We start from the raw sequence: 14709 nt of genomic DNA, 5'->3' as shown, positions 1-14709 counted from the left end.
AGGCGTTTGAGCAAGCGATTAGGGGTGCGGCGTTGTGCGATTACAGGTTCTGGGTCAGGTTCTGCAGCATCTGGTCCGCGGTGGAGATCACCTTGGAGTTCATCTCGTAAGCGCGCTGGGTGGTGATCATGTTCACCAGCTCTTCCACGGTGCTCACGTTGGAGTTTTCCAGGGTGTTCTGCAGCACGGTACCGAAGCCGTTCAGGCCAGGCGTACCCACGTTGGGCGCACCGCTGGCAGCGGTTTCCAGGTACAGGTTGCCGCCGATGGACTGCAGGCCGGCCGGGTTGATGAAGTCCGCGGTCTGGATGTTGCCGATTACCTGGGCGGTGGCGCTGCCGGTGGTGGTGATGGAAACGGTACCGTCGGTGCCCACGGTGAAGGTCTGCGCTTCGGCCGGCACGGTGATAGCCGGTTGCACTGCCAGGCCGTTGGCGGTGACGATCTGACCGTCCGAGTTCAGGTGGAAGGTGCCGTCACGGGTGTACGAGATGGTGCCGTCCGGCTGCATCACTTGGAAGAAACCACGGCCGTTGATGGCCATGTCCAGAGGCTGGTCAGTGGTCTGCAAGCTACCGGCGGTGAAGTTCTTCTGGGTGCCGACAATGCGCACACCGGTACCGACCTGCAGGCCCGAGGGCAGCTCGCTGTCCTGGGTCGAAGCCGCGCCTGGCTGACGTTTTACCTGGTACAGCAGATCCTGGAACTCAGCACGGTCTTTCTTGAAGCCGGTGGTGGAAACGTTGGCCAAGTTGTTGGAAATGGTGGTCAGGTTGGTGTCCTGAGCAGCCAGGCCGGTTTTACTGACATAAAGTGCTGGAAGCATGGTGTTCTCCTTAGGGTGCCGACGGCGCGGTGCCTGTAGTGTCAATAAAGGTGTGGGTTACCATTACATTTGCAGGACGCGTGCCATCGCCTCATCGGCTTCCTTGGCGGTCGTCATCATTTTGATGTGCATCTCGAACTGCTTGGAAAGCGCCATCACTTGGGTCATTTCCTCCACGGCATTCACGTTGCTGCCCTGCAGGAAGCCCGAGGTCAGCTGAACGGCGCCGTCGACCGCGGCGGGCTCACCGCTCTTGGTATGGATCAGGCCATCGGTGCCTTTGGTAAGGTCAGCCGCCTTGGGGTTTACCGTCTTGATGCGGTCCACGGTAGCCATGACCGAAGGCGCCTGGCCGAGGGAGCGGATGCTGATGGTCCCGTCCTGGCCGATCTCGATCTGCTCCTGCGGCGGCACGGCGATCGGCCCGCCATTGCCCAGCACGGCCATGCCGGTGCTGGTGCGCAGCACGCCCAGAGCGTCCACGTTCAGGCTGGCGCTTTTGGTATAAGCCTCGGAGCCATCCGGGGCCAGCACGGCGATCCAACCCTCGCCACCTACGGCCACATCCAGGTCGCGACCGGTCTGCACCATAGGGCCGGCACTGAGGTCGGTGGCCGGGCGTTCGGTCATGGCATAGGCGCGGGACGGCAAGGTATCGCCGAACACCGGCATGGAACGCGCCTGTTCCAAGTCTCGCTGGAAACCGTTGGTAGATACGTTCGCAAGGTTGTTGGCGTGAGCCTTCTGGGCCAAGGCGTTCTGGCTGGCACCGGTCATGGCCACATAAAGCATTTTATCCATGGTCGTCTCCTTGGCGGCTTGCGCCGCTGAATCGCTGAGTACCAGGGATATAGCAAAGCCCGGGCCAAGTTTTAAAAACCTGATGAAAAGGCTCTAGGATGGGGGTTTCAGAGGAGTGTCGAGATTCCGACGGGCACGGTGCGCCGAGATTTCGGCGGCCCCTTGCCGGTAATGGCAAGAGGGCGACCTGTATTTGTTGACGGCGAAGCGGCGAAACAGGCGTTAAAGCAGCGGGCGCTGCTGTCAGCCGAAAGTCGCCGTGGAGTCAGACTAGGGACGGCAACCTGCATTGTGGAACGGCCCGGCGAAGCGCTGGAAGGCCTCGCCAGGGTCGTTCTGCACACAAACGAACTGACCGGTTTTCAGGCTCTGATACTTGTACCATGGAGCCGGCGCGCCTTCGGCGAGCCCGCCGGTGGCGGTCAAGAAAATCATCAACAGATGTACAACCTTTTTCATGGCGGCTCCAGGGCCAGGGCGGCGGCTCCTTGCGCCGCCCCGGATGCATCAGGTCATTTGGATGATGGTTTGCATGATGGTGCTTTCGGTGGAAATGGTCTTGGCGTTCGCCTGGTAGTTGCTCTGCGCCTTGATCAAGTTCACCAGTTCGCTGGTCAGGTCCACGTTGGAATCCTCCAGCGAGCCCGCCGTCAGGGTTCCCATGGTGCCGCTGTTGGGCGCGCCTACCACCGGCACACCGGAAGCGGACGACTCGCGCCAGCCAGTGCTGCCGTTAGGGGTCAGGCCCTGGACGTTGGCGAAGTTGGCCAAGGCCACCTGGCCGACCGTCTTGGACTGGCCGTTGCTGTAGGTACCGAAGATGTTGCCTTCACTGTCGATGGACAGCGCCGACAGGTTACCCGTGGCATAGCCGTCCTGAGACTTGGCGGTCACCGCCGACGTGGTGTTGTAGGACGTAGTGTTCGCCATGTTCAAGGTCACGCCACCGGTAGCCGCGGTCGAACCGTTGCTGGCCATGACGCCACTGGCGTTCTTGGCTGCCGGGGTCCAGTTGGTCAGGGTCAGCTTGCCGGTCGAATCAACGGTGAAGTCGCTGCTGGTGGTGCTGGCCAGGCTGCCATCAGAGTTGAAGGTGAAGTCGGCACTGTACGGTGTCGTCGACGTCGGGTCGTTCGGGTTCACGCCATCGATGGTGGCGTACATGGTCCAGTCATTGGTGTCGTTCTTCACGAAGTACTGGGTCATGGTATGGGAGTTACCCTGACTGTCGTAGATGTCGGTACTCCAGGTGTAGTTGTAGCTGTTGGTGTCCGTGGCATCGAACGGGGTCACCGTGGGTACGCTGTCGCTGGAGTTGACGTTCATGGTTTCGGTGACGGTTTCGGTGGCCTTCGGAGCCAGCGAGGAGGTGTCGACCTTGAGAGTGGTCAGCACGCCGTCGATGACATTGCCATCGGAGTCGGTACCGTAGCCCATCAGCTTGTTGCCGCTGGCATCCACGATGTTGCCAGCGTTGTCGGTGCCGAACGCACCGGCACGGGTGTAGACCTTGTTGCCGTTGTCGCTGACCACGAAGAAACCATTGCCGTTGATGGCCATGTCGAGGCTGGCGCCGGTGCTGCTGATGGTGCCCTGGGTGAACTGCTGGGAAACGGCGGCGGTGGCAACGCCGGAACCTACGCCGTTCTTGGAGCTGCCCAGGAACAGCGAGTTGGCGTAGACGTCACCGAACTCGGCGCGCGACTTCTTGAAGCCAGTGGTGGCAACGTTGGCGATGTTGTTGCCGGTGACGTTAAGTGCAGTGTTGGCCGCGTTGAGACCGCTCAGGCCGGTATTGAACGACATAATCTACTCCAGTGCCGATAAGCCGGCTTACGATCCGATGGTTTTGACTTTCGACAGCGCTACGCTCGAGCCGTCGGCTAACTTAAGGGTCATGTCACCCGTTGTACTGCCTACCGTCACACTTGTGACGGTCGCTGGCAGATACGTCGTTTGTGCAACTTCGCTGCCATCTACCGTGGCACTGGCCACAAATTTATAAGTGCCCGACGAAAGGACGGTGCCTTCATTATCGGTACCATCCCACGGGAAGCTTACGGTGCCCGCGGCCTGGGACCCCAGGTCGATGTTCTTCACCAGGTTGCCGCTGGCGTCATACACCTTCACGGTAGCGTCGGTGCTGGCCGAGGCCAGGTCGAACTGCCCGGTGATGCCGCTGGTGGTGTTCACTACCGCGCTGCCGGTCTGGGCAAGCACCGAGTGCCCGACCAGGGCCGAAGCCTGCAGTGCCTGGCTCGAGGTGTAGTTGCCGGCCAGGGTGGTAACCGTATCGTTGAGGTTATTGATGCCCTCGACGCTACTGAACTGGGCCAGCTGCGCCACGAACTCGGAGTTGTCCTGCGGGTCCAGCGGGTTCTGGTTCTTCATCTGCGTTACGAGCAACTGCAGGAAGGTGTCCTTGCCCATGGTTTCCGTGCTCGAAGTCGAACTCGAGCTGCTGGAGGAAGTTGTCTTGCTCGCATTCGAAACCGCATATTGCGAAAGTATCGACGAGCTGGTGCTATCAGTAGTGGTAGTCATGGTTTATCCCTTGGCTTACTGACCCAGCGTCAGTACTTTCTGCATCATGGTCTTGGCGGTGTTCATGATTTCCGCGTTCACCTGGAACGAGCGGCTCGCTGAAATCATGTCTGCCATTTCCTCAACGACGTTCACGTTGGGGTAGTACACGTACCCGTCCTGGTTCGCCGCCGGGTTGTTCGGTTCGTAACGCGCTTCAAGGTTGCTCTGGTCTTCGACGATGCCGGTCACCTGCACCCCCTGCCCCGCCACGCCCTGGTCTTCGAACAGCGAACCGCCCGAGGCGCCGGCCTGGTCGGCCAGCACGGTGGCGAACACCGGATGACGCGCGCGGTAGGTCTGGTCGATGCTGGACGATACGGTTTCGGCGTTGGCGATGTTGCTGGCGGTGCTGTTGAGACGAGTGGTCTGCGCGCTCATGCCAGTACCGGCGATGTTGAATACGCTGGACAGAGACATGGATTACTCTCCTTTGATGGCCGTGACCAGGCCCTTGAATTTGTTGTTCAGCAAGGTGAAGCTGGCCTGGAAGTCCACACCGTTCTTGGCGTAGTTCGCCTGCTCGATCTGAGCGTCCACAGTGTTCTGGTCCAGGGAGGGCTGGCTTGGGATCCGGTACTGCAAGGTACCGTCGTCATTGCTCAAGCCCTGGGCATCGATATGCATGGTGTTGGTCCGCTCCAACCCGAAGCTGCCGTTCTGGCCTTTGTCGGCCTGAGCGGCGAGGACTGAAGAGAAGTCCAGGTCACGCGCCTTGTAGTTAGGGGTGTCGGCATTGGCGAGGTTGTTAGCCAGTACCTCGGCGCGCTGGGCACGGAAGTGCAGTGCCTGCTCGTGAATGCCGAGTGCCTTGTCAAAACTGATGCCCATGAGCGGTACCTCTGCGACGAAACATGATGTGCTGACCTGGATATAGCAACTGCTGTGCCAACTTTGCAAACCCTTGATTTGAAAGGGTCTCTACATCAGACCCGGAAACCGTCGCCAGAAAAGCGGCAATCTGTTTCCTCGAGCAAGCGGCAAAGCGGCAAAGACGGCGCCAGAAAAACTGCCGTCGAGGGGAGTGGTGCAAGAGTGGGGCCAAAGGCTGAAATAATCTGTGCCAGATTGACGAGCCCGACGCCCGTACGGGCGCTTCAGCCATGATCACGCAGCTTGAAGGAGAATGCTGTCCCTACCATGGCAAAGCCGTGGTAGGCGCCATTCAATCCGCAGCCGTCAGCGCTTGCACGCTGGCTTTCTACAAGGAGGTAAACGCTGGGATCGTGGTCCGCGCTCATTGACAAGGTGGGCAAGAAATTTTCACTCGATCAGCACGCGGCCAGCGAGATCTTCGGAGATGACCTGAATGCGTTCTCCCGATACGAAAGGGCAAGACCAAGCCACCCCTGGACGTTGGTACAGCGTCTCGAGCTGCTGGACCGCCACCCTGAACCGCTCGACGAGGTCAGGATGACGTAGCATTCAGTCAGCTAGGGGTGTCCAGGCCGCTGGAATTCCGGCGGCGCAGCGGCAATCAGATTGCCTGGTAGATGATGCCGGGGCTGCACTGGACCATCTTGTACTTGTCCGGCAACCCGTTGAGGGCCTCCGAGGCGCCGAGGAACAGGTAACCGCCTGGCTTGAGCGTGCCATGGATGCGGGACAGGATGTCCTTCTTCACGTCCGCCGAGAAATAGATCAGCACATTGCGGCAGAACACGACGTCGAACTTGCCCAGGGACATGTAGCTTTCAAGCAGGTTGATCGGGCGGAACTCCACCCGGCTGCGAATGGGCGCCTTTACCGCCCAGCGGTTGCCGGGCTTGGTGTCGAAGTAGCGCTGCAGGCGTTCGGGTGACAGGCCACGGCCAATGGCCAGGCTGTCATATTCTCCGCCCTTGCACGCCACCAGCATCGAAGGCGACAGGTCGGTGGCCACGATCTGTACCCCGCCCTTGAGCTGCCCCGGATTGGCCTGGGTGAACTCTTCCACCGTCATCGACAGCGAATAGGGTTCCTGCCCGGACGAACAGGCCGCCGACCAGATCCGCAGCCGCTGGCCGGGGCTGGCCTTGATCATTTCCGGGAGCACCTTGTTCTTCATCACTTCGAACGGGTAGGTATCCCGGAACCACAGGGTTTCGTTGGTGGTCATCGCATCCACCACCTGCTCGCGCAGGCCGCCGCGGGGCTGGCTCTGGATGCGCTGCACCAGTTCACCCAGGCTCTTGATGCCCTGCTGCTCCATGAGCTTGTTGAGGCGGCTGGACACCAGGTACTGCTTGTTCTCGCCCAGCACGATGCCACAGGCCTTTTCCAGGAATGCCCTGAACTGTTCAAAATCGGAATTTGCCGTAGCCAAGGGTGCCGCCTCTTCTGTTGTTGAAACTTCGCCGAGCCGCAGCCCGATCAACCTTTTGCATTGATACGTTCGACCACCCGGGATGCGAGATCGTCCGGACGGAATTTAGCCAGGAAGTCGTCAGCGCCGACTTTCTTCACCATAGCCTGGTTGAACACCCCTGACAGGGACGTGTGCAACACGATATGAAGCTTCTGCAGTCGAGGATCGCTACGGATCTCCGCGGTAAGCGTATAGCCATCCATTTCAGGCATTTCGATATCCGAGATTAGCATCAGGAATTCTTCGTTAGGGTCCTTGCCCTCGGCGACCATCGCCTGAAGATATTCCAACGCTTGCCGCCCATCATTGAGCGCCACCACTTCCACGCCCACGGTTTCCAAGCAACGACTGACCTGCTTGCGCGCCACGGAAGAGTCATCCACGGTAAGCACTCGCAAGGCCGTGGCCTTCTGTTGCACGGCTTCGTCGATCACGCCGGAGCTGATGGTTTCAGAAACCGGCGACACTTCGGCTAGGATCTTCTCCACGTCGATGATTTCCACCAGCTGGTTGTCCACTCGCGTCACCGCCGTCAGGTAGTGGTCGCGACCGGTACCCTTGGGTGGCGGATGAATCGCCTCCCAGTTCATGTTGACAATGCGTTCGACCGAATGAACCAGAAAACCCTGAATCTTGGTGTTGTATTCCGTGATGATCACGAAAGTGTCTTGCACGGCTTCCAATGACTGCGAGCCTGTCGCCATGGACAGGTCCAGAATCGGGATGGTCGCGCCACGGATATTGGCGACCCCCCGCACCACCGGGCTGGACTTGGGCATCAAGGTCAGCTTGGGACATTGCAGCACTTCGCGAACCTTGAAGACATTGATGCCGTACAACTGTTTGCCGTTCAAACGGAACAACAACAGTTCAAGGCGGTTCTGCCCTACCAGTTGCGTGCGCTGGTTTACCGAATCCATCACACCAGCCATGTTTAACCTCCACCTTGTACTGTCGGCGCCGATTCAGCCTTGCTCGGGTGCCGCCGCATTTGGCACGTCACTTGCTCAAGCATAGCCATGAACGAGAAAACGCCATATTCACGACATCTGATCGCGACCCTCTACGGGTTGTTCGCCACCTTGTGTCTGTTCGTTTCGGGACGCCTGCTCGCCGACGAGGTGACAGCGCCCGAACAGCTTATCGGTGTGACCCAAGGGTTTCTTGAGTTCACCGTTGAAGATTATTTAGCGACCAGCCAGACGCAAGGCCGCTATGACATTGAAGTCGCCAATCTCGACCCTCGCCTGCGCATGCCCCAATGCGACCAGCAACTGAGCGCGCGCCTGGAGAGCCCGGCGGTTCCCTTGGGCCGGGTGACCGTGCGGGTGCGTTGTGAGGGCAGCTCGCCCTGGACAGTGTTCGTGCCGGCCACGGTGAAGCTCTATCGGGAAGTGGTGGTGACCACCCGTCCGCTGAAGCGTGACACGGTGATTGCCGAAGGCGATGTCGCCATTCGCGAACGGGACGTGGGCCAGCTGAACCAGGGCTTCCTGCCCAGCCTCGACCAGGCCATTGGCCAGCGGGTCATACGCCCGACCACCATGGACCAGGTACTGGCACCGGTGCAGATCGAGCAGCCGGAAGTCATTCGTAAGGGGGACCAGGTAGTGATCACCGCGCGCAGTGGCACCCTTGCCGTGAAAATGCCGGGAGAAGCTTTGAGCGATGGGGGCATGAACGAGCAGATCAGGGTCCGCAACCTCAATTCCCAGCGAGTGGTCAAGGCCCGTGTCACAGGCCCCGCCCAGGTGGAAGTGTCCATGTAGAGACGAGCCGCTCTGGCGGCCGGAGCCCAATTTTCCTACACTTGGTCAGTGAACCTTGCCGTTGGGGTGATTTCGAAAAATTACCCTAAAGTTTCTCCGCAATGGGTCGAAAACAAGGCAAGCGTCCAAATACCAAGGGGTTTTTTATCATGGTCATCGATTTCCGGAGCGTTACCGGCTCCACTCAGGTTTCCAGCACTACGCGTACTTCCGGCAGCAAGTCGGTTGGCGCCGTGGATGACGTCAAAAGCGTCGAGGGAACCAAGCAGGCGGGCGAATCCGTGCAACTGAGCGACGTGGCTCAGCACATGCAGAAAGTCACCGACAGCCTGGGCACTGACACGCCGGTCAATGCTAGCCGCGTTGCCGAGCTCAAGCAGCAGATCGCCGACGGTACCTACAAGGTCGACAGCGATCGCGTTGCCAGCAAGATGCTGTCCTTCGAAGCCTGAGTGTTTTTCGCTCAACGTTAACCGGGCGCAGTGAACACCGAGACCCGCCATGCACGACACCACCTTGTTGCAATTGATTGAGAACGACATCGCACCCGCCGAACAGCTCCAGGCCTTGCTGCGCGAGGAGTACACCGCGCTGCGAGGCCGCGACATGCAGTTGCTGGAGAACATCCTGGCGCAGAAGCAGTCGTTGATCGTGCAACTGGGTCAGCATGGCCGTCGGCGCAGCGAGCTGCTGGCCGCCCTGGGATTGTCTCCGGATGCCGAGGGCCTGGCCCAGCTGGCGCAACGCTCGGTGATTGGCAAGACCCTGGTAGAGCGGGGCGAACAACTGGCGGCGCTGCTTGCTGATTGCCAGGCGATCAACGAGCAGAATGGCCGGGCGATCCAGTTGCAGCAGTTCGCCACAGCCAACCAGCTGCGGATACTGAGTGGCGGGGAAACTCCGTCGCTTTATACCGCTCGAGGGGCAACCGCGCGATTGGCCACGGTGCGGGCGTTCAGCCAGGCATGACAGGCAGAGCATTCGGTCACTATTTTCATTGCCGAAAGATTTTCTGTAGTCGAGTATCGCCGGGCATACGGTGATGGCACAATGCCTTATTGCCCGTTACGCTTCTAGCTTGGAGAACCGAGTACCGTGTTCAACGCCTCGAGTGCGGATGATGCGCCGCAGCCGCCAAAAGTCCTCACTACACCGCTGGAAATCCTGGCCAACATCAAGTCGCTGATGGACAGCCATGACCCGCTGATCGTGACCTTCACCGAGCGTCAACAACGCTTTCAGAGCTTCGTAGTGGCTGTGGATCGTGATCGTGGCACCTTGTCCCTGGATGAGCTGATTCCTCGCGACGGCGAACGCTTCATGAGCAACGGTGAGGCGTTTCGCGTCGAGGGCTTTCATGACGGCGTGCGCATCGCTTGGGAAAGCAATGGCGCCTATAGCATCCTGGATACGGATCACGGGCGCAGCTATGTTGGCGCCTTGCCGGCCGAGGTCGTCTATCACCAGCGCCGCAACGCATTCCGGGCGGCCTTGAAGCTCAGCTCACTGGTGGACGTGGAATTGGCGGGTGACAAGCTGGCCAAGGGCATTCGCGGCAAGCTGCTGGATGTTTCCGCCACCGGCTGCAAGCTGCGCTTCGAAGGTGATATCACCGAGCAACTACAGTTGGGTCAGGTCTATGACAAGTTTGCCGCCGCCCTGCCCTTTGGCGCCATTACCACCCCGGTGGAGCTGCGCTACCTGCATTTCGAAGAACGGCTGGATACCAGCTTTGCCGGTGTGCGCTTTCATAACATCGGCGGATTGGTCCAGCGCAACGTAGAGCGCTTCGTCTACCAGCTGCAGCGGGAAACCCGCCGGTTCGACAAAGACGATTTCTGACGTTTGAGCGCCGGCCCTGCCGGTTGCCGTGGCCTTAGTGCTCCTTCATCTGGTCGTCCACCACCTGCTCGTCTACCCGCGGGTCAAGCGCGGCGACCAGGGGCGAGCTGGTCATGTTGTCAGGCATGGCCACATGGTGGAGCGGTGCATCCTGAACCTGATGCAGATTGGTGACGGCCTTGGGACGGATCCGCCAGACCAGCACAAGGGCGAAGAACGAGAAGAACCCATACAACGCCTCGCTGCCATACCACTTCATGAGCACGCCAGCGGCCAATGGCCCGATGCTCGCCCCGATGCCGTAGGTCACCAGCAGCATCGCCGTCAGGGACACCCGGCGGTCGCCTTCAACATGGTCGTTGGAAAAGGCCACCGCCAAGGGGTACAGGCAGAACTGCAACAGGGAAACCACGAAGCCGCCGACGAATATGAATGCCATGGGCATGCTGAAGAACCTGGGCAGCACCGCCATGATCAACGTCAGTACAGATAACGCCAGGGCGATGCTTCTGATCAACAGCGCGCGGTCATAGCGATCCGACAGCCACCCCAAGGGCCATTGCACCACCAGCCCGGCGAATACACAGCAGCCCATGAACAGCCCTACCGCCTCGGTGCTCAGGCCTTGGCCCGCCGCGTACAACGGCGCCAGGCCATAGAACGAACCGATGATAAGGCCAGCGCCCAGCACAGTGGTCAACGACTGCGGAACACGCTGGATGAAAAAGCGCGGGTCCATGGGCACCGGATGCAGCGCCGCCGGGTGAATGCGCCGCGTCAGCGCCACCGGCACCAGGCACAGCGCAAAGCACAGCGCGACCATCATCAGCAGCTCCAGGCCCAGTTCCGGATGAAGTACCAGAATCAGCTGGCCCAGTACCAGGCCCAGGTAGGAGGCGATCATGTAGCCGCTGAACACCATCCCTCGCTGGCTGGCTTCGGCCTGCTCGTTCAGCCAGCTTTCGATCACCATGTATTGGCACATCATGCCGAGCCCGACTACCAGGCGTAGCCCCAGCCAGACAGGCAGGAAAGCCGTGAGGCCATGGCCGAGCACAGCGGCGGTAACGATGCCGGCGCAAGCGGTATAGGCGCGAATGTGCCCGACCCGGGCAATCAGCCGGTGACCCAGCTTGCCCCCCAGCACCAGGCCGAAATAATAGGCCGCCATCAGGGCCCCCACCCATAGCCCATCGACATGATCGGCTCCCAGGCGCAAGGCCAGGTAGGTGCTGAGCAAACCTGAACCGATGAGCATCATCAGCGAGGCGAAATAAAGACCGCGAAAGTTTTTCCAGATTTGACGCATCGACGATCCACAACTCCGAACAAGTAGGTGCAGTTGCTGCCCTGGCGAAGAGCCCGTGGCCCGTAAGCCGCCGGGTCAGGCCTGGGTGGCGAGAACGCGGCGCTCCCAGGGGGTGATTTCGTCCATGAAGCTGGTCAACTCCATCGTCTTGGTCGCGATGTACCCTTCGATGAACTCCCGTCCGAACAGTTCAACGGCCAGGGCGCTGGCTCGCAGCCGGGCAAGGGCGCCGTCCAGTGTCCGGGCAAGCGCCAGATGTTCAGGCACGTCGAATTCCCCCTGGATGGGCGGGGAAGGCTCCAGACCCTGCTCGATGCCGTGCAGGCCCGCCGCCAGGCTGGCGGCAATGGCCAGGTAAGGATTGGCATCGGCACCGGGCAGGCGATTTTCCACTCGGCGTGCCTCAGGTCCGCTGGCGGGTATACGCAAGCCCGCCGCCCGGTTGTCCTCGGACCAGCAGGCGTTGTTAGGCGATGCGTAGGGGTGGAAGAGGCGCTGGTAGGCGTTCACATTAGGCGCGAAGAACGCCGTGAAATCGCCCAGGGCCGCCTGCTGTCCGCCAATGAAGTGACGAAAGGCCGCGGTCGGCCCGCCCTGATCGTCACTGAACACGTTCGCGCCGGTATCGGCCCGAACCACGCTCTGGTGAATATGCATCGAGCTGCCAGGCACCTTGGCCAGTGGTTTGGCCATGCACACCGCCAGCAAGCCATGCTTGAGCGCGACTTCCTTGAGCAGGTGCTTGAACAGGAAGGTCTGGTCGGCCAGCACCAAGGGGTCGCCATGCAACAGGTTGATCTCGAACTGGCTGACGCCCATTTCATGCATGAAGGTGTCCCGAGGCAGGCCCAGCGCGGCCATGCAGCGGTAGACCTCATCCCAGAACGGGCGCAAGCCATTGTTGGATGAGACGCTGAAGGCGCTGAAACCTTCCTCGCGGCGACCGTCACCACCTGTCGGTGGCAGGAAAGGCTGCGCCGGATCCGGGTTGGGCGCGAACACATAGAACTCCAGCTCAGTGGCCACTACAGGCACCAGGCCATGCTCGGCGTAGCGGGCCATAACCTGTTTGAGTAGCGCACGCGTGGAAAGCCCGCTCGGGGTACCAGCGAGTTCACGAGCATCGCAGATAGCCAAGGCACGAGGCCGTTCGCTCCAGGGTAGGCGGTAGACATTGGCCAGGTCAGGCACCAGCACCAGATCACCGTCATCACTGCCGTAGAAGCGAGCCGGAGGATAGCCACCCATGATGGCCTGCAGTAGAACGCCGCGCGCCAGCTGGAGCCTTCGGCCCTCGCTGAAACCAGCGGCGGTCATGACCTTGCCGCGAGGCACGCCGTTTAGGTCCGGGGTTACGCATTCGATTTCGTCCACTCCCGCCAATGGGCCTTCGCTCAACATGCCGTCTATCCTTATCGTTATGGTGATGTCACTTGGCATCGGGACACGTTGTCACTGGCAGGCTTTTATATCAAGTCCAGGGGTGGTTCCAGCCAGGAGCGTACTGAGGATGGAGGAATGCCCAGCCGGAAGGAAGCCCATGGCTGGCGACGAAAAGGATAAAGGAATGGACGCCTGTGGAAGGCAGGCTGAAGCGCTGCGAAAGCGTGTGGTGTCCCCGGCAGGAATCGAACCTGCATCTGAGCCTTAGGAGGGCCCCGTTCTATCCGTTGAACTACAAGGACAGCAGATGGTAATGCCGTTGGGGTCGAATCAGCTCCCAACCGAAAGCGGCTGCAAATCTACCATCGACGTCCCCGGGGTGCAAACCCGTAATAAAGTTAGGCTAGGCTGATTTCGACGGAAAAATGGCATTGGAAACGTAGCGCAGTCCGATACCGGCCATTTGCCCTCTCACCGCTGGACATTTACCCGTGATTTCGTGCAATCTGCACGGCGAAACGCGTCAAACAATGCACAATGCATGTAAACGTTTCTAGATTGTAAAGCTAAGTTGTTGTTTTAAAACGGATTTTTTATCAGCAAGCGATTGGCACGCAGTGTGCTACTACAGTAGTGGCATCTGAATACGCTCAGCCTGCAACAACACATTGGAGACATGGATGAACGCCGCCCTTTACCTACTGAACGTTTTGGCCATGGTTGCAGTAGTTTCGTTTCATTTTTTTGCAGGGGCGCCGGATGCCACGGTCAACATAGACGTGGACCACTGGGTGAAGCGACCCATCGCCCAGAGAGCGGGTATGCATGAACAATCGCTGGGGACCTTGGCGTCCAGCCCCTCCGGGCAGGATATGGTCGAGGGGCCGTCCCAACGCCTCGACCGGTATACCTTCTGAGGCTCTTTCCATGTCCAGATCCGCAGTGTTTTTCCTGACCAGCGCCCTGCTTTCATTCATTGCCGCCGCGGCAGTACCCTACCCGGCCAGCCTGCTCAGTGCTCTACTGCTCGCGACCAGCCTGGGATGCAGCGTGCTGTTCGTACTGGCCCTGGTGCGAGGAAAGCGCATCAGGTTCAATCCGCAACTGCGTTGAGTCGCTCGTCGATCAACCCCAGCAGCGCCTGTGCCGCGTCAGCCAGAAAGCCAGAGTTGTCCAGCAGGAGGATGCCTGACGCATCCCCTCTCCAGCCAATGGATTGATGGAGCTGAGCATTGCGTGCCAGGCGGGCGTCGATCTGTGCAGGTGTCTCACGACCTCGAGTCTCCAGGCGCTCTCTGAGCACCTGGTTCTCGACGGTAATCAGTACGGCCAGAAGGCTTGGGTACTTCACCAGGGCCTGCGGTAGATATCCCCGCGACCCGTTGACCAGCACCCAACGCCCCGCTTGCAAGGACTGTTCGATTTCGACAGGGATGCCGTAACAGAGATCATTGGCTCGCCAACTGAGCGCGAAGCGTCTCTCCCGAAGCATCGCTTCGAAGGTTTCATGGCTAACGCCCAAGGCCTGCTCACCCAAGGCTTCGGCAGACCGGGTAATGACCCGCCGGGCGACCTCGATGCCTCTCTCGGCAAGCCCCGACCTGGCGGCATCGATGACGCTGTCCTTTCCGACGCCGGAGGCACCCATCAGGTAGATCAACCGCCCTTGCTGCATTTCATCCGCCTTTTCTGCACATGCTCGCGAATAGTCTGATTGCCACTATGCTGTGAATGAAAGTATGCCCAGCCCAGCGGCGAAGGAAAAGCCGTTGCCACAGGGTGCTGGCTTGCCACGGACAGGACTGGGACAATAGAGCCCCTTGTGGGCTGGCTATGTGCCATTTAATCC

The 14709-nt window shown here is 60.0% G+C and carries 19 protein-coding genes and 1 tRNA gene; 7 read left to right on the top strand and 13 right to left on the bottom strand.

The features are described 5' to 3' along the window. Positions 1–40 precede the first annotated feature (40 nt). The 7 genes from flgG to flgB form a co-directional block, all read right to left on the bottom strand. Positions 41–826: a flagellar basal-body rod protein FlgG gene (gene flgG, locus ACP691_RS04655; protein ID WP_040262293.1), complete on the bottom strand. Its 786-nt coding sequence runs from the start codon at positions 824–826 to the stop codon at positions 41–43. Positions 827–889: 63 nt separating this feature from the next. Next, on the bottom strand, positions 890–1627 hold the full coding sequence (locus ACP691_RS04650) for a flagellar basal body rod protein FlgF (protein WP_426153775.1): 738 nt from the start codon (positions 1625–1627) through the stop codon (positions 890–892). 270 nt (positions 1628–1897) lie between these two features. Further along, a complete protein-coding gene (locus ACP691_RS04645) occupies positions 1898–2086 on the bottom strand; it encodes a hypothetical protein (protein WP_040262291.1) in 189 nt (62 codons plus the stop codon). Positions 2087–2134: 48 nt separating this feature from the next. Next, positions 2135–3433 (bottom strand): flagellar hook protein FlgE, encoded by a 1299-nt coding sequence (gene flgE, locus ACP691_RS04640; protein ID WP_426153777.1) that lies wholly within the window; start codon positions 3431–3433, stop codon positions 2135–2137. A gap of 27 nt (positions 3434–3460) precedes the next feature. Then, the gene (flgD, locus tag ACP691_RS04635) at positions 3461–4171 is read right to left on the bottom strand and encodes a flagellar hook assembly protein FlgD (protein ID WP_426153779.1); all 711 of its coding nucleotides are present in this window, start codon (positions 4169–4171) and stop codon (positions 3461–3463) included. Between the two features lie 15 nt (positions 4172–4186). Beyond that, positions 4187–4630, bottom strand: a complete 444-nt coding sequence (flgC, locus tag ACP691_RS04630; protein ID WP_426153781.1) for a flagellar basal body rod protein FlgC — start codon at positions 4628–4630, stop codon at positions 4187–4189. Positions 4631–4633: 3 nt separating this feature from the next. After that, entirely contained in the window at positions 4634–5041 is a 408-nt protein-coding gene (gene flgB / locus ACP691_RS04625) for a flagellar basal body rod protein FlgB (protein WP_426153783.1), read from the bottom strand. Between the two features lie 417 nt (positions 5042–5458). Between flgB and ACP691_RS04620 the strand changes: the two genes are divergently transcribed. Then, on the top strand, positions 5459–5632 hold the full coding sequence (locus tag ACP691_RS04620) for a type II toxin-antitoxin system MqsA family antitoxin (RefSeq protein WP_426153785.1): 174 nt from the start codon (positions 5459–5461) through the stop codon (positions 5630–5632). Between the two features lie 55 nt (positions 5633–5687). Here ACP691_RS04620 and cheR read toward each other — a convergent pair whose 3' ends face one another. Continuing rightward, the gene (cheR, locus tag ACP691_RS04615; RefSeq protein WP_426153787.1) at positions 5688–6515 is read right to left on the bottom strand and encodes a protein-glutamate O-methyltransferase CheR; all 828 of its coding nucleotides are present in this window, start codon (positions 6513–6515) and stop codon (positions 5688–5690) included. Between the two features lie 47 nt (positions 6516–6562). After that, on the bottom strand, positions 6563–7489 hold the full coding sequence (locus ACP691_RS04610) for a chemotaxis protein CheV (RefSeq protein ID WP_040262283.1): 927 nt from the start codon (positions 7487–7489) through the stop codon (positions 6563–6565). Positions 7490–7576: 87 nt separating this feature from the next. Here ACP691_RS04610 and flgA point away from each other — a divergent pair, with 87 nt between their 5' ends. From flgA to ACP691_RS04590, 4 genes are all read left to right on the top strand, one after another. After that, on the top strand, positions 7577–8326 hold the full coding sequence (flgA, locus tag ACP691_RS04605) for a flagellar basal body P-ring formation chaperone FlgA (RefSeq protein WP_426153790.1): 750 nt from the start codon (positions 7577–7579) through the stop codon (positions 8324–8326). Between the two features lie 149 nt (positions 8327–8475). Next, the gene (gene flgM / locus ACP691_RS04600) at positions 8476–8778 is read left to right on the top strand and encodes a flagellar biosynthesis anti-sigma factor FlgM (protein ID WP_426153792.1); all 303 of its coding nucleotides are present in this window, start codon (positions 8476–8478) and stop codon (positions 8776–8778) included. 49 nt (positions 8779–8827) lie between these two features. Beyond that, the gene (locus ACP691_RS04595) at positions 8828–9295 is read left to right on the top strand and encodes a flagella synthesis protein FlgN (protein WP_040262280.1); all 468 of its coding nucleotides are present in this window, start codon (positions 8828–8830) and stop codon (positions 9293–9295) included. Positions 9296–9421: 126 nt separating this feature from the next. Continuing rightward, positions 9422–10168 carry a flagellar brake protein gene (locus ACP691_RS04590; RefSeq protein WP_426153795.1) on the top strand — a complete coding sequence of 249 codons (747 nt, stop codon included), beginning with the start codon at positions 9422–9424 and terminating at the stop codon, positions 10166–10168. 34 nt (positions 10169–10202) lie between these two features. Here ACP691_RS04590 and ACP691_RS04585 read toward each other — a convergent pair whose 3' ends face one another. The 3 genes from ACP691_RS04585 to ACP691_RS04575 form a co-directional block, all read right to left on the bottom strand. Then, the gene (locus tag ACP691_RS04585; protein ID WP_426153797.1) at positions 10203–11477 is read right to left on the bottom strand and encodes an MFS transporter; all 1275 of its coding nucleotides are present in this window, start codon (positions 11475–11477) and stop codon (positions 10203–10205) included. A 75-nt stretch (positions 11478–11552) separates the two neighbouring features. Then, positions 11553–12794, bottom strand: a complete 1242-nt coding sequence (locus tag ACP691_RS04580; RefSeq protein ID WP_426153901.1) for a glutamine synthetase family protein — start codon at positions 12792–12794, stop codon at positions 11553–11555. A 293-nt stretch (positions 12795–13087) separates the two neighbouring features. Continuing rightward, a tRNA-Arg gene (locus tag ACP691_RS04575) sits at positions 13088–13162 on the bottom strand. Positions 13163–13540: 378 nt separating this feature from the next. Between ACP691_RS04575 and ACP691_RS04570 the strand changes: the two genes are divergently transcribed. Beyond that, on the top strand, positions 13541–13777 hold the full coding sequence (locus ACP691_RS04570) for a hypothetical protein (RefSeq protein ID WP_426153799.1): 237 nt from the start codon (positions 13541–13543) through the stop codon (positions 13775–13777). Between the two features lie 10 nt (positions 13778–13787). Next, on the top strand, positions 13788–13973 hold the full coding sequence (locus ACP691_RS04565) for a PA3371 family protein (protein ID WP_426153800.1): 186 nt from the start codon (positions 13788–13790) through the stop codon (positions 13971–13973). Here ACP691_RS04565 and phnN read toward each other — a convergent pair. Beyond that, positions 13954–14535, bottom strand: coding sequence for a phosphonate metabolism protein/1,5-bisphosphokinase (PRPP-forming) PhnN (gene phnN, locus ACP691_RS04560; RefSeq protein WP_426153801.1), 582 nt, complete (start codon positions 14533–14535; stop codon positions 13954–13956). The two genes, ACP691_RS04565 and phnN, sit on opposite strands and share 20 nt — an antisense overlap. Positions 14536–14709 lie beyond the last annotated feature (174 nt).

This window comes from Pseudomonas sp. DC3200b2 (assembly GCF_049895785.1).
GTDB lineage: Bacteria > Pseudomonadota > Gammaproteobacteria > Pseudomonadales > Pseudomonadaceae > Aquipseudomonas > Aquipseudomonas massiliensis.
This window is presented reverse-complemented; position numbering and strand designations above follow the sequence as displayed.